This is a genomic window from Cohnella pontilimi, from assembly GCF_005049045.1.
In the GTDB taxonomy this organism is placed as follows: domain Bacteria; phylum Bacillota; class Bacilli; order Paenibacillales; family Paenibacillaceae; genus Cohnella; species Cohnella pontilimi.
In genome coordinates this window covers 78,161-98,553 of record NZ_SUPK01000005.1, presented here as the reverse complement: position 1 = coordinate 98,553, position 20,393 = coordinate 78,161, and the positions used below count along the sequence as shown (strand labels likewise).

At 49.1% G+C, this 20,393-nt stretch carries 17 protein-coding genes and 1 pseudogene; 3 read left to right on the top strand and 15 right to left on the bottom strand.

Annotated elements, in window-relative coordinates; genetic code table 11:
* Positions 1-38 precede the first annotated feature (38 nt).
* The 8 genes from E5161_RS11225 to E5161_RS11190 all read right to left on the bottom strand — a co-directional run bounded on the left by E5161_RS11225 (position 39) and on the right by E5161_RS11190 (position 7,560).
* A complete protein-coding gene (locus E5161_RS11225) occupies positions 39-599 on the bottom strand; it encodes an ECF-type riboflavin transporter substrate-binding protein (protein WP_136777905.1) in 561 nt (186 codons plus the stop codon).
* A gap of 201 nt (positions 600-800) precedes the next feature.
* Positions 801-1,304 carry a hypothetical protein gene (locus E5161_RS11220; RefSeq protein ID WP_246042194.1) on the bottom strand — a complete coding sequence of 168 codons (504 nt, stop codon included), beginning with the start codon at positions 1,302-1,304 and terminating at the stop codon, positions 801-803.
* Positions 1,294-3,054: a HAMP domain-containing sensor histidine kinase gene (locus E5161_RS11215; RefSeq protein WP_136777903.1), complete on the bottom strand. Its 1,761-nt coding sequence runs from the start codon at positions 3,052-3,054 to the stop codon at positions 1,294-1,296. Before E5161_RS11215 ends, E5161_RS11220 begins: the two co-directional genes overlap by 11 nt.
* On the bottom strand, positions 3,051-3,731 hold the full coding sequence (locus tag E5161_RS11210) for a response regulator transcription factor (protein ID WP_136777902.1): 681 nt from the start codon (positions 3,729-3,731) through the stop codon (positions 3,051-3,053). Before E5161_RS11210 ends, E5161_RS11215 begins: the two co-directional genes overlap by 4 nt.
* 292 nt (positions 3,732-4,023) lie before the next feature.
* Entirely contained in the window at positions 4,024-5,382 is a 1,359-nt protein-coding gene (locus tag E5161_RS11205; protein ID WP_136778161.1) for a DHA2 family efflux MFS transporter permease subunit, read from the bottom strand.
* A gap of 33 nt (positions 5,383-5,415) precedes the next feature.
* Positions 5,416-5,976 carry a TetR/AcrR family transcriptional regulator gene (locus E5161_RS11200; protein WP_136777901.1) on the bottom strand — a complete coding sequence of 187 codons (561 nt, stop codon included), beginning with the start codon at positions 5,974-5,976 and terminating at the stop codon, positions 5,416-5,418.
* A gap of 86 nt (positions 5,977-6,062) precedes the next feature.
* A complete protein-coding gene (locus E5161_RS11195; RefSeq protein WP_136777900.1) occupies positions 6,063-6,569 on the bottom strand; it encodes a CarD family transcriptional regulator in 507 nt (168 codons plus the stop codon).
* A gap of 115 nt (positions 6,570-6,684) precedes the next feature.
* Positions 6,685-7,560 carry a LysR family transcriptional regulator gene (locus E5161_RS11190; protein ID WP_136777899.1) on the bottom strand — a complete coding sequence of 292 codons (876 nt, stop codon included), beginning with the start codon at positions 7,558-7,560 and terminating at the stop codon, positions 6,685-6,687.
* A gap of 120 nt (positions 7,561-7,680) precedes the next feature.
* On the opposite strand from E5161_RS11190, the gene E5161_RS11185 reads away from it, so the two are divergent.
* Positions 7,681-8,346 carry a YczE/YyaS/YitT family protein gene (locus E5161_RS11185; protein WP_136777898.1) on the top strand — a complete coding sequence of 222 codons (666 nt, stop codon included), beginning with the start codon at positions 7,681-7,683 and terminating at the stop codon, positions 8,344-8,346.
* Between the two features lie 141 nt (positions 8,347-8,487).
* On the opposite strand, the gene E5161_RS11180 is transcribed toward E5161_RS11185, so the two are convergent.
* The 4 genes from E5161_RS11180 to E5161_RS11165 form a co-directional block, all read right to left on the bottom strand.
* Positions 8,488-9,849, bottom strand: a complete 1,362-nt coding sequence (locus tag E5161_RS11180; RefSeq protein WP_136777897.1) for a GntT/GntP/DsdX family permease — start codon at positions 9,847-9,849, stop codon at positions 8,488-8,490.
* A 43-nt stretch (positions 9,850-9,892) separates the two neighbouring features.
* Positions 9,893-10,654: an SDR family oxidoreductase gene (locus E5161_RS11175; RefSeq protein ID WP_136777896.1), complete on the bottom strand. Its 762-nt coding sequence runs from the start codon at positions 10,652-10,654 to the stop codon at positions 9,893-9,895.
* A 24-nt stretch (positions 10,655-10,678) separates the two neighbouring features.
* Complete coding sequence (locus tag E5161_RS11170) at positions 10,679-11,704, bottom strand: zinc-dependent alcohol dehydrogenase (protein WP_246042193.1); 1,026 nt, start codon at positions 11,702-11,704, stop codon at positions 10,679-10,681.
* A gap of 119 nt (positions 11,705-11,823) precedes the next feature.
* On the bottom strand, positions 11,824-12,507 hold the full coding sequence (locus tag E5161_RS11165) for a GntR family transcriptional regulator (RefSeq protein ID WP_342773860.1): 684 nt from the start codon (positions 12,505-12,507) through the stop codon (positions 11,824-11,826).
* A gap of 133 nt (positions 12,508-12,640) precedes the next feature.
* On the opposite strand from E5161_RS11165, the pseudogene E5161_RS21425 reads away from it, so the two are divergent.
* Positions 12,641-12,892: pseudogene (locus E5161_RS21425) on the top strand (cupin domain-containing protein); the annotation flags it as partial.
* Between the two features lie 104 nt (positions 12,893-12,996).
* Here E5161_RS21425 and E5161_RS11155 read toward each other — a convergent pair.
* Positions 12,997-13,860: a LysR family transcriptional regulator gene (locus tag E5161_RS11155; RefSeq protein WP_136777895.1), complete on the bottom strand. Its 864-nt coding sequence runs from the start codon at positions 13,858-13,860 to the stop codon at positions 12,997-12,999.
* A gap of 162 nt (positions 13,861-14,022) precedes the next feature.
* Here E5161_RS11155 and E5161_RS11150 point away from each other — a divergent pair, with 162 nt between their 5' ends.
* Entirely contained in the window at positions 14,023-15,027 is a 1,005-nt protein-coding gene (locus E5161_RS11150) for a DMT family transporter (RefSeq protein ID WP_136777894.1), read from the top strand.
* 149 nt (positions 15,028-15,176) lie between these two features.
* Here the strand turns inward: E5161_RS11150 and helD are convergent, their stop codons facing one another.
* On the bottom strand, positions 15,177-17,594 hold the full coding sequence (gene helD, locus E5161_RS11145; protein WP_136777893.1) for an RNA polymerase recycling motor HelD: 2,418 nt from the start codon (positions 17,592-17,594) through the stop codon (positions 15,177-15,179).
* Between the two features lie 409 nt (positions 17,595-18,003).
* Complete coding sequence (locus tag E5161_RS11140) at positions 18,004-20,319, bottom strand: OmpL47-type beta-barrel domain-containing protein (RefSeq protein ID WP_136777892.1); 2,316 nt, start codon at positions 20,317-20,319, stop codon at positions 18,004-18,006.
* Positions 20,320-20,393: the final 74 nt, after the last annotated feature.

The window sequence follows — 20,393 nt, the reverse complement described above, 5'->3', positions numbered from 1 at the left end:
GCAAAAAGCCGGTGGGTCGCACCGGCTCGTCGTTCTTCCTAAGCTTCTTTGGTCAAGCTTCCTTGCTTGGTTCTGGTTTTCGCATAAGCGAGAAGCAGCAGCGTTCCCAGCACCGCAACGGTCACGATATTGGAGACGCCGGCCACCAACCCTTGCGTGAACACTTTGTTGGAAGGCTCCGCATAGATCAGAATGTCCAGCACCGGCGCGATGACAAACCAGGCAATCGCATTGGCGAGAACTTGAATCAGATTGAACCGGATGATCTGTTTCGCCCCGAATTCCCCATCATGGATACGGATACTTCGGGCCGCTAGGCCGATAATCAAGCCGACGACGGCGGAAGCGATCACCCAGCTGAACCAAGGGGAGCCGTAGAAAATCGCGTCCTTCAGCGTATGCCCGATCAAACCGATGAGCAGGCCGGCGACCGGTCCGTATAGGATGGCAAACAAGGCGAGCAGTGCGTATGTAGTCTCGATGTTGGTGTCGGGAAGCCCCGACGGGATCGACCCGAATCGGCCCAAGATCACGAACAAGGCGGATCCGATGCCGGTGGCAACGATCGTTATAATCGATAAACCCTTGCCCTTTCGCATATTGCTTTCATCCTCCTTAAGGAAGTTATTTCCTAGATTATATGTCGGAATAATGTCGATTTACAATCAATATTTTTCCGGAATTACTTGTGATACGATTCCCCGCATCATTGTGGTAAAGCAAAGAAAAAGCCGCCCATCTAAGATGCGGGCGGCTGCATAAATCTTTCAAATGAGCCAAACAGCTCACTAATACTCGAACTACTTCAAGGTTATTTCCTTTTTCCAAGTTAACTCTTTGCCCTCAGCATTCTTGAAAAGAAAAACAACCTGGCCTGTCTCGCCTTTCATCGTATCTGGATAGAAGAAACCGGTGTATTGTCCGTTTCCGCTAATGTAAAATCCATCTTCCCCGCTGGCTCCGTGCTGAATGGCATCTTGAATTGAATTTACAATCAGGTTCTCCTTAGAAATCCATTGCATTTCAGCTAGCGCGTATCCTTCAGGGAGCTGTTGTACTCCAAAATCGAAGCTGTTTCCCTCAATCGGTTTGGGAGTCTGATCGATAATAATCAAAATCTGCTCATTGGTTTCAGTTGGCGCAGCAGCGTCTGCGGTGGCCGCAGGCTTCGTGTTTCCGGCGTCCGTAGCTGCTCCGTTGGTATCCGTAACTGCTCCATTGTTGTTTGCTTTTGTGCCGCACGCACTGGTCAGAAGCAGCGCGAAGAGCGCGAGTGTTAGAAGAAAGATTTTTTTATTTTTCATGGGGTTTTTCCCTGCTTTCATATAATGTGAAAGAAAATGCGACACCCTGAATCGTATTTGTTACACCAAATTCGCTATCATGAAGCTCCAGAATATGTTTGACGATCGCGAGCCCCAGGCCTGTCCCGCCAGATTTGCGATCCCGAGAATGTTCAGCACGGTAGAACTGATCCCAGATCCGACTTAGATCTTCTTCAGCAATGGGCGAGCCGGTATTTTCGATTACTGTGGTTACCTTTCTTGCAGCTGTCCGCCCGATGGTAATGGTAATGACACTGAGTTCCGTTGCATGCCGAATGGCATTACTCAATAAATTCAACACAACCTGTTCGATCCGCTTAGGATCTGCCTCTACGAAGCACTCATCCTCATCGCCTTGATTCAACCGACATTGGAGATTCTTGCTCTCCAACTGCTGATCGAACGAATCCACTACCCTTTGAATAAGGTTTGTCAGGGAAAAGCTCCTGGGCTGTAGCCGAATGACCTTGGCTTCAAATTTCGAAAGCTCCAGCATATCCATAATTAAAGCGTTCATCCGATCCGTTTCATTTACAATCAGAGCAAGGTAACGGTCTCTTTTATCGCCGGCAACTCCATCCTGCAGCCCTTCCGCGAAACCTTTGACGATTCCTAGCGGGGTTTTCAGCTCATGAGAGATGTTCGCAATCAATTCTTTGCGAAGCTGCTCGGATCGCTGTTTTTCTTCCATATCCTCTTGCAGCTTTACATTCGCATGGACAAGCTCCTTCAAGGCAGTATCCAGATTCCGGGATAACGAAATCATATTGCGTGACAACTCCCCGAATTCATCCTTCGAATGGATTTCAGGCTGCACGGTAAAGTCCAAATGCGCAAGACGAGCTGCTGTGCGATTTAACGTGACTAACGGACGTGTGATAATTTTGGAATAAATCAAGGATAAAAGAATGACAAGCACAAGAATGATCGGAGCCACATAAACAAAATATTTCTTGAGTACGTCGACCGCTTCCCCAACAGGCTGCAGAGAGGTCATGACGAATAAATATCGATTCCCATTGTTACCCTCTGGTAAAGGTTGAATGATAACAGCGTATTGGACACCGCTCCATTTGTCCCTCCACTCTGTCTGAATAGGCGAACCGTTCTGCAAGCGAGGCTGATATTGTCCTGCCACAGGTTTCCAATCCAGCAGCGCATCGTCTATAAGGGCATCCTGGTAAAGAGGGTTGTACGATCGCCGCTCAGGCAGCATCAAATCCGTTACTTTCCCCTCCACCCGTACCAAACCTTCTTCGAGGACCGCGCTTTTCGGCTGAAAGACCACAGGATGCATAATGGTATCTTTCTCATCCATGAAGATTCCGTCTACCTCCAACCGATCGCCAATTTGAATTCCTTGTGGAATTTGATCGATTGTCATTCCTTCCATAGGAACTCGAATTGTAACGGTCTTATGATCTGTTTGAAGCTCCAGAAAATAAGGATTGAGATTTGTTCGTTCAAACCGATCATCCAAAATGGAGGTACTCGCATCATTATGATTCATGAATGCGCCGAGCAGCCGTGAAACCTGACGCTCATTGGACTGCGCCTGTTTGAATTGTTCCGCGAATTGATTCATATTTCGTTCCAGTGCATGAATCTTGGACGTCCGATAATATCGCTCGAAAAACAATCCTTCTGCAAGCAGCACCAAGGCAAAAACAATCAAAATCAGAACAGATGTGACGACGAAAAGCTTAAAGACTACACTATGCTTTCTCATGCTTCTATCTCAAATTTATAGCCTGCACGTATGACAGTGCGTATAAATCGGCCTTCGTCTCCGAGCTTGGCTCTTAATTTTTTGATATGGGTGTCAACTGTGCGCAAATCCCCAAAATAGTCGTAGCCCCAAACAGAGTCAAGAATATACTCACGGGACAAGACCTTGCCATCGTGTTTGGTGAGAAAAAGAAGCAAATCGTACTCCTTCGGTGACAGATTGATTGGTTTTCCCGCCACGGATACGGTATGTGCCATTCTGTTCACCCATAAATCACCATAGATCAGCAGATCTCCATCACTGCTTATCGTCCCTTCCGTTCTTTTCATTAATGCGGTAGCGCGAGCGACCAATACCCTCGGACTTAGGGGCTTCGTCACATATTCATCAGCGCCGAGCTCGAACCCCATCAATTGATCATCGTCTTCCGCCCTTGCCGTGATAATGATAATCGGTACGTTCGACTTCTCGCGAATGCGCCTGCATACCGACCATCCATCCATTTCCGGCATCATAATGTCTAGAACAATCAGGTCAATGGAAGTCTGTTCGAAAATTTCAAGCGCGATTCTTCCGTTCTCTGCCTCAACCACTTCCCATAGTTCCTTTTTGAAATAATCCGTAATAAACTCACGCATAAGCATGTCATCCTCGACTAACAATATCCTTCGTTTCATCGCTGCACTCTCCATATCCACCCGCAGTCCTTATTAGTATGGACATGGATGCTCTTATACGATCATGTACGCTGCACCTCCGTTTGTACTTTCAAGACCCAGTATAGAGTAGTCGTGTGTACGGTGTGTGTACTTTGCATGGATTTCAGGAGTACATGGCAGAAGCTGTAACCTACAATATGAAAAAGCCAAAACAAGAGAAGGAAACTCCCCTTATTTTGGCTTTAAAGCGAACATAAAAGGGCATTCGGGTACCTTAAAGCACCCGTAATGCCCTCTTTAGGAAGTGTTTTCAATTCATAGGCTTTTTGATGAATAAGGACAGTGCAACATTAACCACCGCTAATATCAAACTGATGGTAAAGACCGTGGATGATCCCGCTGCCGCTGCTTGGGTAGAATCATTCGCAACGGTTGCCAAGTAACTATTCTGCTTGGCCGATAAAACCGATACCAATACCGCAATGCCAATAGCGCCGGATACTTGTTGGAGCGTCTGGGTTAATGCGATTCCATCCGGATAGAACTGTTTAGGAAGGGAATTCAGCGTGTTTGTTTGCACATTAGCAAGCACCGCCCCAATACCTAACATCATGACAACATGAGTGATCACAATCACCCATAAGGCTGTGTCTGAACCCACTTGCGAATAAATGGCATAGCCAATGGCGACTAAAATAGTGCCCGGAGTAATGATCGCTTTCGGACCAAATTTATCAAATAGACGCCCGATGGTTGGAGCTAATGCGCAGTTAAGCAAGCTGCCTGGCAGAAGGATAAGACCTGTTGTAAAAGCAGCGATTAATAAAGCCATTTGCATATACATAGGTAAAATAACAAGCATGGACATCATATTAAAGAACGTGATAAAACTCATCAACATTCCAAGGATGAAAAGCGGGTAACGAAATGCTTTTAGATTCAGCATAGGAATCTCCATTTTCGTTTGGCGAATCCCGAAAATAAGGAGCGCTATCAATCCAATGATGGTGGTTCCCATTACCGTTGGACTTGTCCATCCGAGATCGCCGGACACGCTTACTCCGTATACAATTCCCCCGAATCCGATCGTCGAAAGAATAACAGAACCTGCATCAATCGAAACCTTGCGTACTTCATTCACATTCGGTAAATATACGAGCCCGAAAATAAAAGAAAACAACAATAAAGGAATCGTAACCAAGAAAATCCAATGCCATGATAATGTATCTAATAGAAGGCCTGCTATTGTTGGTCCTAGAGCTGGACCCGCTAATATCACTAAGCCCATAACCCCCATAGCGCCGCCTCGTTTATTGGGGGGGAAGACTGTAAAAATTACATTTTGCGTTAAAGGTAAATTGATGGCTAGCCCTGCTGCTTGAATAATACGCCCCGCCAATAAAACACCAAATACCGGCGCTGCTGTGGCAAAAATTGTTCCGATGATCAATAGCAATATGGAAGTCATAAACATTTGGCGTGTGGTAAACTTCTGCATTAAAATACCCGTTACGGGCACTAAAATCCCCAATGTTAGAAAATAACCTGTTGCTAACCATTGGATGGTTGTGGCATCGGCATTGAATAATTGACCCAATTTTCCTAAGGCTATATTTAGCGCCGTCTCGCTAAAAAGGCCAACAAAGCCAGCGACAAAAAGAGCCGCCATGATCGGCCCTGTTTTAATTCCTTTATTCAAATTTCAAAACTCCTTTATCATATTCGGCAATACTTTGGAAATCACTCTAAGGGGTTCCGTTGCATTTTGGGTTAAACAGAGCATCATTCCGCCTTCGATCGAAGCCGTCATCATAAGCGCAATTGATGAAGCCGTGTCTTTTGAAAATCCATCTGCTGCTAATTTATTCGAATAAATATGTTGTATTTTTTGATATAACTGAGCACAAGCCATTCTAACCGGATCGCTTAACGAAGCCATTTCGCTAACGATACTGCTGAACGTGTATCCGGTAAGCGTTCCTTCCGTTTCAAATTTCATGATTAATTGCTCAATCATTCCGATGGCAGCTTCTTGCGTAGTCGAATACCGTTGGAAAATGTCCTCGATATCCGTTGTGATCGCTTCATTCAAAGTTTGAAGGCAAGCTATTAGTAATTCTTCTTTCCCATTAGGAAAGTGATGATAAAGCGATCCTTTTGATATGTTACATGCTTTTAAAATTTCGTTTAATCCGACGCCCATATATCCTTTCTGTTGGAAAAGCTTAGTCGCGATGTCGATTATCAGCGATTTTGTATCCATTCCCGTAGCACACCCCCACCATACCAACCGGTCTGTTTAATAATTTACCAAAAAAAATTCTATAAGTCAAGATTATTTTCGTTGACTTATAGATTTTGATTTTGAGTCATTTTACGATTTACCTTGTCTAATATGGCTTCGTAAGTTGTTCCGAATGAGATCGCCATCTCATTAAACAATATACTCTGAATGGAAGTTAACAAATGTTGGTCATGTGAGCCAAGCTTTTTATTGTTCGATTCAGCGACATGCTTTTTACGCATTAATGTATTCGCAACTTTAGCAATTTCTTTCCGATTTCCTGAATTTACGATATTGGAATAGGTTTGATAACGTTCGTTATTTTTCTCAATCCAAGTTATACCCGGCAATCTGAAAGATTCTATGATTTCCTCCGCTTCGTCCCTATGAATAAGATCGAGCATAAGTACCGATTTATTATCTACCGGGATACTGATTTTTAACTTGCCGCCACTGAGCGGATGTAAATCATAATAACTCTTCGATACACCGGATATTGTTTTCACACTTATATTATCTATGCGGCATACTCCGTGTCCTGAATATATAATCAGATCACCCACACCAAACATTATTCCTCACCCCCACATATCGTCAACTCCTGTTGACTATAATAATTATAACACTTTTTTTGTTATATTGTTCGGATTGGTTTACTATGGAAATTGCCTATAGTAAGTAACCGGTTTATTCCACAATCCCCCAAAATTGAATGGCTGCCTTAGAAATCGGTTCGTCTTTTAACCTTAAGAACGCGGGTTCCACATCGATTTTGATCTCCTCCAATTCAAGAAACATGATGTTTTTCAAAAAGGGCGAGGAATAATCCATTCTTGGGATAATAGACAGTCCTAATTCTCTGCTGACCAGCTCGATCACCATGGTGACATCCTTACATTCCATTACCACATTCGGCTTCAAATTACGTTCATGGAACGTTTCCAGCAAGATTTCATGAAACGAATGTCCTTCCATTGGGCCTAACAGAATAAAAGGAAACTTTGCAATTTGCTCCAGCGTTACATTTGGGGACGAAAACGAAGCTAGCCAACTCTTCGGAATCATAACGACAAAAGGCTGCTTGTTTATGATTTCCATCCGATATTGTCCGATATTGTCCGACCGTAAAAGCAACGCGATATCGATTTCTTTCCGATTCAGTTTTTTTAACAATTCATCCGAATTTCCGGTCGTAATATTGATTTTAATTTGAGGATACTGTTTTCGAAACAGACTTACATAATCGATGAGAATATTCGTACATACGGACGCTACGCCGATGCTCACCACTCCCGTTATGCCCTGCTCAATCTCTTGAATGCGCTGCCTGACATCCTGCATTTCCTTCAACGTCTGTTCGGCGTACCGAAACAATAGCTCACCGGTTTCCGTAAGCTCCCACTTCTGGCGGTATCGGTGAATTAAAGTCGTGCCGAAATCCTCTTCAAGCTTTTTTAAAAGCTGGCTAAGCGGCGGCTGCGCGATATGAAGCACTTCCGCGGCCTTGGATATGCCTCCTTGCCTCACAATTTCCCTGAAATAATACAATTGCCGAATGTCCATTTTGCAACCTCATCATATGTATTTTGATATGTTCAGTTTATCATATATATATTTTTCATATACCGTATTCAGTGGTATATTTAAGTTTATCGTTTTTGAATTGCAAAAATGGAGGGTGTTATGGTAACGAGTAAAAAGGTAAAGCGATTCGTCATATACTTGCTAGGTTTATTTTTTTTGTCGCTGGGTATAAGCTTTTCCATACAAGCAGGGCTTGGGGTGTCCCCCGTATCATCGCTGGCTTACGCCTTGACCTTAACGACCGGCATCTCGGTCGGCATGACAACCGTGGCAGCCAATATCTTTTATTTCCTGATTCAAGTAATCTTAAAAAAACGATTTGAATTCAAGCAATTTGTTATTCAAATTGTGATTGCTTTTTTATTCGGGTTATTTATAGATGTAACACTTCTTGTGGTGAAGGTTCTTCCTGCCCCGGATACAATTGTTGCCCGAATTGCCTATTTGATGATTAGCCTTTTCGTTGTTTCTGTCGGTTTGCTCGGTTATTTCACGTCGAAGCTCCCGTTTATGCCATACGATGCGTTAACTTACGCCATTAGCGAAAGATTTCATTTGAAATTCAGCAAAGCGAAAATTGCATCTGATGTGATTAATGTTTGTATATCCGGCGCATTATGTTTGATTTTCGTTCAATCCTTGGGCTCAATCGGAATCGGAACCGTAGTTGCCGCTTGTTTCATCGGCAAGATTTTGGGCGAGATGATCAAATATTTTCAACAGCCGCTTATCAAATGGGTGATTTTGTCGGAGCAAGTTGCGTAATCACTTAAACCCCCCCTTCTTGAATTGCCTTTGCCAAAACCTCATCCCTTTTCAAAAATTAATTTCCTGTGCATTGCCCGCCCTAACCTATGAAAATGTAAAACAGCAGCCCAAGGAATCCTTGGGCTGCCGAATGATGAATTAGAATATGAAGCTCAAGCAGAGCGTGAGAACGAAAGCCGAGAGGGACAAAATCGTCTCCAGGACGGTCCACGACTTGAGCGTCTGAGGCACGGACATGTTCAAGAACTCCTTGACCAGCCAGAAGCCCGCGTCGTTCACGTGCGACATAATGAGCGAGCCTGCGCCCGTCGCCAGGACGACCAATTCGACGTTGGCTCCCGGCGTCGCGGCGAGAACCGGCGTTACGATGCCCGCGGCCGTCGTCATCGCGACGCTCGAAGAACCGGTGGCCAGACGAATCAGAGCGGCAACGAGGAACGCGAACACGATCAAATTCAAATTCGCATTCGTTGCGATCGCGGCAATCGCTTTGCCGACGCCGCTGTCGATCAGTACGCCTTTGAATGCGCCGCCGCCGCCGATAATGAGGATGATCGATGCGGTCGGTGCCAGACAATCCATCGTGAACTTGGAGACTTGCTCTTTGCTGAAGCCCCTTGCGAAACCGAGCGAGAAGAAGGCGAAGACGGTCGCGATCAGCAGGGCAATGATTTCGTGGCCGATAAATTTGCAGAACATCGTAAAGCCGCTCGTGCCGTCAGGATCGATAATGCTCGCGGCGGAACCGATGAGCATGAGGATGACGGGCATCAGAATCGTCAAGATGGTGATACCGAAGCCGGGAGGCCGCTTGACGTCTTTGGTGGCGAATTGTTCGACCAGGTCAGCAGGCGGATCGACTTGAATCCGTTTGCTGATAAACTTGGCGAAGATAGGACCCGCGAGAATGGCGCTTGGAATTCCCACCAGCAAGGAGAACAGAATCGTTTTCCCGATATCCGCATGATACGCTTCGATGGCGATCATCGGCGCCGGATGAGGAGGGATGAGGCCGTGTGCGACCGACAAACCGGTGACAAGCGGGATACCGATGGCCAGCATCGGTTTCTTCGTTTTCTTAACAAGCGTGTACAAAATCGGGATGAGCAAAATAACGCCGACTTCGAAGAAGACCGGAATACCGATAATGATGGCGACGAACAAGATCGAGTAGGCGATCCGCCGCTCGCCGAATTTGTCGATGATCGTATTGGCGATTTGCTCGGCCCCGCCGGATTCGGCCATCATCTTGCCGAGCATCGTGCCGAGACCGATGACGATGGCGATCGTTCCTAATGTTCCGCCGAAGCCGCCCGTGACGGACTTGATCACATCGTTTGGCTGCATCCCGACGATCAGTCCCAAGAAGACGGCCGTCATCAGCAGAACGACAAACGGATTCCACTTGAATTTGGCGATGAAAACGATGAGCAGCACGATGGCGACGAGCGCCCAAACTAACAGCGTGACGTTATGGCTTAGCCCGAACAAGCTAGACATATTAACACCTATCCTTTATTTTGTATGAAATTGCGCTTTGCCGTCAGCGGCCTAACCAACCGCCATCCACAGCCAACAAGTGCCCGTCAACATAGTTGGACGCGTCAGAAGCCAGGAAGACGACGGTACCTTTGAAATCATCGGGATTGCCCCAGCGGCCGGCCGGAATCCGGTCGAGGATCTGCTTGCTTCTGACCGGGTCTTCCATGAGCGCCGTGTTCATATCGGTGGCGATGTAGCCCGGAACGATGGCGTTCACGTTCACATGATGCTTGGCCCACTCGTTGGACAGCGCCTTCGTCAGCTGTGCCACACCGCCCTTAGCCGCGGCGTAGGCGGGAACCGTAAGGCCTCCTTGATAAGAGAGCAGCGAGGCGGTGTTAATGATTTTGCCCCGGCCCCTCGGGACCATGTAGCGCCCCGCTTGCTGGCACAGAATCCAGACGGTCTTCAAGTTCACTTGAATAACCTCGTCCCAATCCGCTTCCGGAAAATCGACGGAAGGGGAACGACGCTGAATGCCCGCATTGTTCACCAGGATATCGATGGCGCCGAACTGGGCAGCAATGGCCGGAACCGCAGCTTTGACCTGCTCCATATCGTTCATGTCGCAAGGGATGATGATGCACTTCCTGCCAAGACGCTCGATTTGCTCTTTGACCTCCGTCTGCGCCGTTGAACGCTGCAGCAGGGCCACATCCGCTCCGGCTTCGGCCAGAGCCAATGCCATCTCGCGTCCGATACCGCGAGTGGCTCCCGAAATGGCGGCAATTTTGCCGTCCAGACGAAACGATTGAAGTACCATGGAATGTCAACCTCCCCGTTTGGATTATGGACGGAACAATACTTTCAGAGACTCTTCCGGGTTATGCATCAATTCGAATCCTTCGGCGATCTTCTCCAGCGGAAGCTGATGCGAGATCAGGCTGGATACGTCGAGGCTGCCGCTTTCCATCATCCGGATGGCTTTGGCGAAGTCGCCCGACGTGTAGCAGCGCGTCGTCGTCATCGAAATTTCGCGGAAATGCATGGCGGCCAAGTCCACCGTAGGCGCTTGCTTATACACGCTGACCACAACGATTTGTCCCTGGATCTTAACCGTCTCGATCATTTGCTTGGCTGTGATCTGGGTGCCCGCGACTTCGAAGACCACATCCGCTCCGATGCCGCCGGTAAGACGACGTGCTTCTTCGGTGACATTCACGGTCTTGGCGTCCAGTGCGGTGAAGCCGAGCTCCGCCGCTTTCCCCAAGCGATACGGGCTAATGTCGGAGATGATGATCTGCCCGGCACCCGCTTGCTTCGCGACCATGCCGATCAGAAGACCGATCGGACCCGCGCCCAAAATGATGACATTGTCACCGACCTTCAGGTTGGAACGGCGAACGGTATGAACGGCGACGGCAACGGGCTCCGTCAGAGCAGCATGCGCGTCCGACAAAGCGTCCGGGATAGGGTGCAGCCGGTTCAGCGGAACGGCGACGTATTCGGCGAAGCCGCCGTGCTTGTCGATCCCGATCAGCTTAAGCGTCCGGCACACGTGATATTCTCCGGCACGGCAAGCTTCGCATTCGCCGCAGCTCAACGTCGGCTCAATGACGACCCGTTGGCCGACGGAGAAAGACTCAAAGCCGCCGTTGATCTCTTCGATTACGCCGCTGAATTCGTGGCCCATGGCCAATGGAGCTTTCGCCCGCGGATGCTTGCCTGCGTAGATCATCATATCCGTGCCGCAAATGCCGGCAAAGGACACCTTAATCAGCGCTTCCCCCGGCTGCGGGGTCGGCTTATCGATTAGATCCATCTTTACTTGCTCAGCTTCGATGTACAATCCGGCGCGCATTTTCGTAGTCATACCCTTTTCCTCCTCGGTAATTGGATGAGTTGTGAATTCATGTTGACATGTCGACAATCTAGGCGAAAAACAAGGAGCCTTCCGCTGCAGATTCGGCTCCATCCCCTGAAGGGCTTTTTTTACAATGGTTTCAGGCTCAATTGGACGGTTTGACGGGTATCCTCGAAATGCTCCCGAATCACCTTCTCGATGTATTCCCCGTCCTTGCTCTCCAAGGCGGCGATCAGCAAACTATGCTTGTCGATCAACTGCTGGACTTCATGCTTGCGATTGGCAAAGCGCTGTTCCGTCGCGACTAGCAGCGCCGTGAGCACGAGGCTGCGGATGCTGTTCCAAAGGTGAAAAATTCGGGTGTGGTCCGCTTCGGCAATGATCGTCTCATGAAAGGTCAGATCCAGATAAGCGAATTCAACGACGTCGTTATGCTTATCGGCCATCGCCATCTTGTCGACGATTTTGTGAAGCGTTTCCGTCAATCTCTTATTGTCGGCCTGGGCCACGCATTGCAACGTATAATTTTCGATCAGGAAGCGGATGTCGTACAGTTCCTTGACGTCTTTGGCAGTGAGGCCCAGCACGAAGGCTCCCTTCCGGTCCAAGCGAATGAGACCTTCGACGGACAACGCTTTCAACCCGTCCCTGACCGGCGCTCTGCTCGTTCCGAATTCCGCCGCCAATTGATTCTCGGATAAAGTCGATCCGGGCTTGATTTGACCCCGAACAATACGAAGCCTGATCTCGGAAGCAATCTTCTCACCTAGCGACTGATCCCGCAACCAAGAGGAAGGAAATTCCATATCCATCAAAACCTCCCTGTATTGTCGACATGTCAGCAAGACATGATTTGAATATAAACGATTTCGATTCTTTTGTAAACGTTTTTACCCTTAAGAGTTCCTATGCTAAGAAGTAACATCGTCGAAATTCTGCAGAAGGCACACACATCGCGAGAATGAGGAGCTATACCTTTTCATTGGCGGTCGAGGTCAGTTCCAGGTGGATGGACAGATTTTTGATGTCAAGGAAGGAACGACGGTTCGCGTTGCACCTGAAGGTGAACGCACTTTGCGAAACAACGGTACTGGCGATTTGTATTTCATCGTAGTTCAAGCCCAGGCGGGCAGTCTCCGCCAATGGGTGGAGACGGATGGCGTCATACTTGATAAACCAGTGACCTGGCAGGAATAGGATCAAGTCTTCCTGGTTTCTTTTTTTCTCGCACGAAAAAACAGGGGCTGCCTCTAAGGTCAGAGTTATGACCTATTGGGACAGCCCCTTTGATTCGAACGACATTAATGGTTAAGCCTCTTTCGAGCAACAATTTCATCCATAAAGCACTGTAGCGTGCTCGATATATATGAATCTTTTCGCCGAATAAAAATCGTCGTGATTTCGTGATAGGGTTCAGGTACACGATGACTAAACACGGTGCCATTGGCAACAAGATCGGAAATGGATGATTCCGGAATAATCGTGATTCCTATACCTGCAGCTACGCTTCCTATAATCGTCCCAAACGTTCCGAATTCCATGATCTGTTTCGGGATAATCCCCTCCGCCTTCATCCAGCTTTCCAGTCTTTCCCGATATCCGCAACCTTTATTGTATAGCAATAGAGGCCTTTTTGTTATTTCCTCGATAGAAAAGGCTTCTTCTTTGGTTACAAGTACTAGCTTTTCTTGAATAACCTCAACCTGTTCGATTAAGGGATGCCTGATGGGCCCTGTAACAAAAGCTCCATCCAGTTTCATATCAATTACTTGTTGTAACAAATGATCGGTAACCCCAGCTTTTAAGGATAATTCAACGTTGGGGTACTTGCTATAGTAAGAGGATAAGATATCTGGCAGCGCATTTATCGTCTCCACCATACCGATTTCCAGGACACCGGAGGGGTTCGACTTATCTTCAAATGTGTGTATCATTTCCTCCACTCTCGACAGGATCTCCCTCGAATGTTCCAACAACCGCTTTCCTTCCGGGTTTAGGATCATCCCTCGCTTATGCCGATAGAACAATGCCGTCCGTAGTTCTTTCTCCAGCAGCTTTATTCTAGCCGTTACATTGGATTGAACGTAGTTTAGCTCCAATGCGGCTTTACTGACACTTCCATGCGCAGCAACCGTCTGAAAAATTTTCAAATCATTAAATTCCAATGCAACCTCACCTCTGCTCTCGAATACAAACGATACCTTTTCTCAGATATCATTTTTAAAGATGACAAACGTTATTTTCAATCATTTTACTATAACACATTCTCCCTCCTAAAATGAGTTACATACAACAGTTGGCAGGTTCTTGCCAGGGAGAGACAACATATGCTAAAAAGACAAATCGTCATGGGCTCCATACTGTGCCTCATCGCAAGCGTGTCGTGGGGAGCTATGTTTCCCGTTGCACACATGGCATTGCAGCAAATTGATCCATTCTATTTTTCGTTTATCCGTTATTTCGCCGTTGCCGTCATTCTCAGTGTGTTGCTTTGGATGAAAGAGGGGAGAGCTTCATTTCGCCTGGATGGAAGAGGCAAGACATTATTGTTTTTGGGAACGATGGCATTTACGGTTTATAACATGGGCGTCTTTCTCGGACAGCAGCTCATGGGAGAAGCGGGTATAATCGCCGCCTCCATTATGGAAGTCCTTATGCCGATGATAACGATTATGGTCTTGTGGATCACGACAAAAAAAGCGCCGAGTAAATTCACGCTCACGAGTGTGGGTATCGCGCTTGCCGGTGCTTTACTCGTGATCACCAACGGGAAATTGGCATTTTTCATGATGGCTGGACAACATCTTGTTCCTTTACTTCTGGTTTTTACAGGAGTTATGGGATGGGTGATCTATTCGATGGGGGGAAACCGATTTAAGGATTGGTCGATCCTGCGCTATTCTACGCTAACCTGCTTGCTAGGAAGTGCAGTCTCTCTCATCATCGTTACACTTGCCTCCGTCTTTCATTTGCTTCCCGTTCCTACCTGGCACACGTTATTTTCGATTAAATATGAAATGTCCTTCATGATCTTATTGCCAGGGCTGGCAGCCTTGCTCTGCTGGAATTCAGGGATCAAATTGCTATCCCCCATTAACGGCATATTGTTTATTAATTTTGTTCCCATTACCACATTCGTTATTATGGCTTTTCAAGGCTATCCAATCAGCAACTATGAATTTTACGGGACGCTGCTCATTATCTTTGCCCTAATACGGAACAATGCGCACCAGAGGAAAACACTACGCAGAAATGACAACAGAGCGTATACTGCTGCGCATGTGCCTGAGGAAGAGATCATTAAAGTTCCCCGATCGAATGTCGGATTTTAAGTCCGCTGAGAGATCCCCGCCTATTATTTGCGAATGAGGTTGGCCAAGCCTAGAAGGAGTCCGTGGAAGTCATAATGGGAAAGGCTCCCTTGTGGGAGCCTTGTCTTCATTGAAGCGAACGCCGCTTTTGTCGAGCGCACTTCAAAACCTCATTGTTTTTCCTCATACAAAGAAGTATCTACTGCTTGAACGAACCGCGTCCATTCTCCTGTCGCGTATAGCAGAAGCCTGTGCATCGCACGCGTGCATGCCGTATAAAAGAGTTTGCGCTCGCTTTCCCGATGATACGTCCGCGAAGAGGCATCATAGATCAGGACGACGTCGAATTCAACGCCTTTCGCGAGATACGCCGGGATAATGAGCGTTCCCTTCTCGAAGGTAGGCGTCTGTTTCGTAATAAGCCGCAGCGACGGGCATCCCTGCGCGGTTAAGAGGTCGAAAGCTTCGCTGCTTTCGGCCGCCGTTTTCGTAATGACGGCGATGGAGTTGAAGCCTTCCGCTTGAAGGGTCGCAATATGCTCCGCGATTCGCGCTGCCCGTTGCTCTCTGCTGTCCGTCTGCGAGAGGACCGGCTTCTTCCCGCTTCTTTCGAAGGGCACGATCTCCTTGCCGCTCGGCAGCAGCGGCTTCGTGAACTCCACGATCTCACGGGTTGACCGATAACTGCGGACAAGGCGAACCAAGCTCGTTTCAGATTCGCCGTACAGCCGTATGAGAGGCGAATCTGCCCCGTACAATTCCGTTGCCTGAGGAAAGATGGCCTGCCCGAAATCGCCGAGTACCGTCATGCGGGCTCGGGGGAACAGCTTCTTGAGAAGCTCATATTGAAACATCGAGTAATCCTGACCCTCATCCACGAAGATATGCCGTACCTCCGTATTCATCCGAACGCCCTCGACGAGCTCTTTCAAAACCAGATAAGGTGTCGCATCCTCATAGAACAGTTGAAGCCGGCCAAGCTTCTCCTTCGTTTGCTCGCAGATATCCGGCCAAAGCTCCGGAACATCGGTCTCATTCGTCATCGTCTGATAAGCGTTCTTGTTGTTGAACAGCTGGACGTACAACCCCGCCATGTCGATGAACGACATCCGCTTCACGCTTCGCCTGAGCGGTTTAAAATGCTCCTTCACGATCATGCGGCGCAGCAGATTTTCCTCCCGCTCGGCGTAGTCGAAGTCGCCCTCGTCTCGCCTGCGCTTGTTGTGCAGCATCTCGCGAACTTCTTCATATTGTTCGGCGAAGTCAAAGACCCCCCGCTCTTTGTGCAGCGCTTGATACGCGGCGGCGTACTGCTCTTTGTCGAGATAATTAAGCTCTTCCTGCACCCAGAGCGCCTCCCGCTCCTTGCGTTCCAGCAAGGCCAGCTCCTTCTGCAACCATTCTTGCATCATGGCAACTCGATTGGCCAAGCGGACGGCAGGATCATAGCTGTAGAACTGTGTTTCCATTTGCTTGGCACTGATCAAATCGCGGTCACGGAAACGAATGCTGTTGAATCGCATACCCTCCCGCTCCAGCCACCCCGCATAACGCTGGAGAGCTTGAAGGAACGCTGCGGATGCCTTATATTCAATCCCCCTCACCCGAGCTTCATACTCGCGCGTGGATTGTTCTGTCAGCACATATTCGATCTGATCGAACGGGTCTTCCAGACGCAGCTCCTGTCCAAGTCCATATTCAAGATATTCCTGGAAGGTCGTCTGCTGCATGTTTTCTTCGCCGAGCTCGGGAAGAACGGTGGATACGTAGCTGTTGAACATCGGATTCGGCGAGAAGAGGACGATTTGGTCAGCGCCCAGCCGCTCCCGGTGTTTGTACAGCAAGTACGCCACCCGTTGCAGTGCCGCAGAGGTCTTCCCGCTGCCGGCAGCCCCCTGCACAATGAGCATACGGCTTTGGTCATCGCGAATAATGGCGTTCTGCTCTTTCTGGATGGTCGCCACGATGCTCTTCATTTGAGCATCCGAACCTTTGCCGAGCGCCTGCTGCAGCAATTCGTCGCCGATCGTGATGCTCGTGTCGAACACATTTTGAAGCCGGCCCTCACGGATCTGGTACTGGCGTTTCAGCTCCATCGTTCCCTCGACGCGTCCGCCCGGCGTGTCATAGGCGGCAGCTCCCGGGGAATAGTCGTAGTACATGCTCGCAATAGGCGTACGCCAGTCATAGACCAGAAAACTCATGCCATCCGAATCGACAAAGGACGATACGCCGATGTAGACCTGCTCGCTAAAGTCCTGGCCATCCTCACGGAAGTCGATGCGCCCGAAGTAAGGAGACTGCAGCAGCCGGTTCATGCTTTTCCATTGTTGCATACGCAGCCGATAGCTGCGCTCCCGTTCCGATAACAACGCCTCTTGCTGCCTAATACTGTAGAAGGTCTCCTCAAAATCCTCCTCGGTGCTCGTGTTGACCGTCACTTCTTCCCAGAATCGTTTGCGGATGTCCCCCGCCTGATTCCGTAGTCCAGCCACCTCCGGCTCCAGTTCGGCGATTCTCTCTTGCAGCTTTTCCGTCACGTGATTGAGCCGCTCCTGTTCTTGCGTCCAATCCTTCTCGTTTATCATTTTCCTGAACACGCTCCCTCTCGTTAAATCTGAAGAAAAAAGAACGTTTGACAAACCGCAATGCCGTGTGGTATGATTATCTTGAAGATAAGATGGGCGAACTTTAACCATTAAAAAATGCACTCACGGTCTTTAATGATACCACAGTGCTGCTTTGTGTGCAATAAACCTGGCGGATTTGCCGGGTTTTTGTTTTGTCGGCAAAAAAATAAGAAGGAGCCGTCGCACCGCGACAAGCTCCTAGAAATCCCTCTATCCTCATTTCACCGCAGTTGCTTCTACCTCATGGCGCTTTTGAAACCGGAAGATGCCGGTTCGGAAAGGTCAGAATGAGCGAGCCGCTAAATGCAAGAAGCCGGGAACATCGCGTTGATGTTCCCGGCTGCATTCGGCGATCCGGTTTAAACTTTTAGATCGTTTTGTGATCGATCATATAACGGATGAAGACAAGAAGTTCGGATTTAAGCGCCGGGTTCACTTGTTCATCGGATAATTTTTCGATCTTATCTCGCAGTTGTTTCAGGGAATCGTACCCGTTCGCCTCAAAATGCGCGGCTTGATCCGCTTTGCCTTGATCCCTGAATGCGGCCGCTTGGCGGAACTTTTTCTCCGCGTTGTCGATGTGGCTCAAGACGGATTCCTGCGTTCCTTTCTGCCCGAAAGAATCGTTCTTCACGAGCGCTCGCAGGTTCGCGATCGTTGCAGATGTGACCTTGACGGTGTGCGTCTGCGTGAGCTCGACATTCCCCGCTTTGTCGCTGGCACGGAATTGAATGTCGCTTGTGCCATCTTGGGTCAGCGCCAAAGGTCCGGTATAGAGATTCCACGTATTTCCCTGATCGAGACTGTACTCGATTTTCTCCACGCCGGAATCATCGTCAACCGACCCCAGACGAACGATGGCCTCGTGCAGGTAGGAACCGTCCCTCAGAAGTGTCCCGTCAAGGGTCAATGTCGTCGTCGGAGGAACCGAATCCTTGACGACCAAATGGTACTGATCCTGCACGCCGCCATAATCGGCCGTGATGACCGTATCCCCAGGACGCAGCGCGGTAATCATGCCGCTCGTCTCATCGACGGTTGCCACCTGGGTGTCGCTGCTCGTAAAGGTGACACCTTCTGTCACAAGCGCGGTCGAAAAATCGCTATAGGTCGCTTTGACGACAGCCTGGCTCGTCTCGCCCGCCTTCATAGGATCGATATTTTGAATGCGGATCGCCCACAGGGTGACCGGAAGCTTCTCCGGCGTGGCGTCGATCTTCATGGAGCTGATGATTAACGGAAGTTTATTGGCCGCTACGATGCGCATGTCGGCCCCCCCGTTTTGACGGTTCGTGAACCTTGCGCCCGGCATGTCCAACGTAACGGTCTGCCACTTATCGACCTGATCGTCCTTAATAGTGACTCGCGCGGTGCTCTGGTACGTGGCTCCCGTAGCCGCGGATTCGTACTGCAGCACGAACGAGCCGGCAATGGGCGACCGGTATTCGATCGACGCGGCAGCTTTGTACGGTCCGCCGTAAATCCGTTCGTCGTCGATTTTCATATACAAATTGTTGCCGGTGCCGAATGCGCTGCGGTCGAGCTGCAATGCGGTTCTTCCGTCGATTTCGATCTCATGCGCGGGTCCGCTCTCGTAGGGAAACCAGTCCATTCCGTTCTTATATTCATCGTCTTCCCCGAACGCCATGGATACCGTCTTGTCTCCGGTCAGTTGACCGTCGCCGGGGTTCGGATTCGGATCCTGCCAGTCCGTCCGGCTGGCCACATAAGCTTTCTTCGTAAACGGATCTTTCTTCAACGTGAAGGAATAGACGACGGTTCCCGGAATGTTGACGTAATCCACCGTCAACGTCTCCGGCGTTACCGTGAGACGGACCGCTCCGTATTCCGAGTTGTCGCGGAACATGCTGCTCGGTACGGGAGGGAACAGCGGCGTCAAACCTTGGCCGCCGTTGCCCGTAATGACTTCGTTATACCCTTCAGGCGTTATGATGTGCTCCGCATGATGATCGTGGCCCTGCAGCAGCAGATCTACGCCTGGCGTCAACAGCCAACGCCGATTCAGGTTATTCCCGGCCTGGCCGGAAGAGAAAATCGGCTGATGTCCGCCCACCAACACCCACTTTGCATTGGCGGAGCTTTCGTTGACTGTATTTTTGTAAGCGTCGAATATTGCCGGCGGGGCGCCGGTTTGGCTGGACGCGTTGCAATTGACGTCCGGATTCACGAAATCGACCAGCCCGTTGCCGAAACCGGCGACGAAGGCTGCGGGAATTTTGAAATAATCCAAACTCGGTTTCAGGCTATCCGGGGAGCAGCCGTTTCCGTAATCATGGTTTCCGTAAATCGGGAAGAACCGGCCGGCGGCAATATCCTGCCAATAGGGTTTCTGATCGGCTTCCACTTCCTCAGCCGTACCGAGCCGATACGAGTTGTCCCCTACGGTCAGGATGGCGTCGGGATTCCAGGAATGAACGAGATCCGCCACAGCTTGCTCGTGCTCGCAATTACGGTAACAATCCCCGTAATCGCCGATGACGGCCAGTACCAGCTTGTCGGCCGGCGGCTTCGAGTGGTCCGCGATCTCGCCGATCCGCTGCAAACCCGCGGCTCCCGGATCGGTTGCTTCCGCCTGCACCGTTCGATTCGGAATGAACGATGCGGCCAATAGGAATAACGCGAGGCATATAAACAGCGTGCGGCTTGTCGACAGTTTATTCAAGCGTGATTCTCCTCCTTGCTCATGATGTAATATGTGCGATGGATCGCTTCTATCTGCTCAATCATAGAAGACGG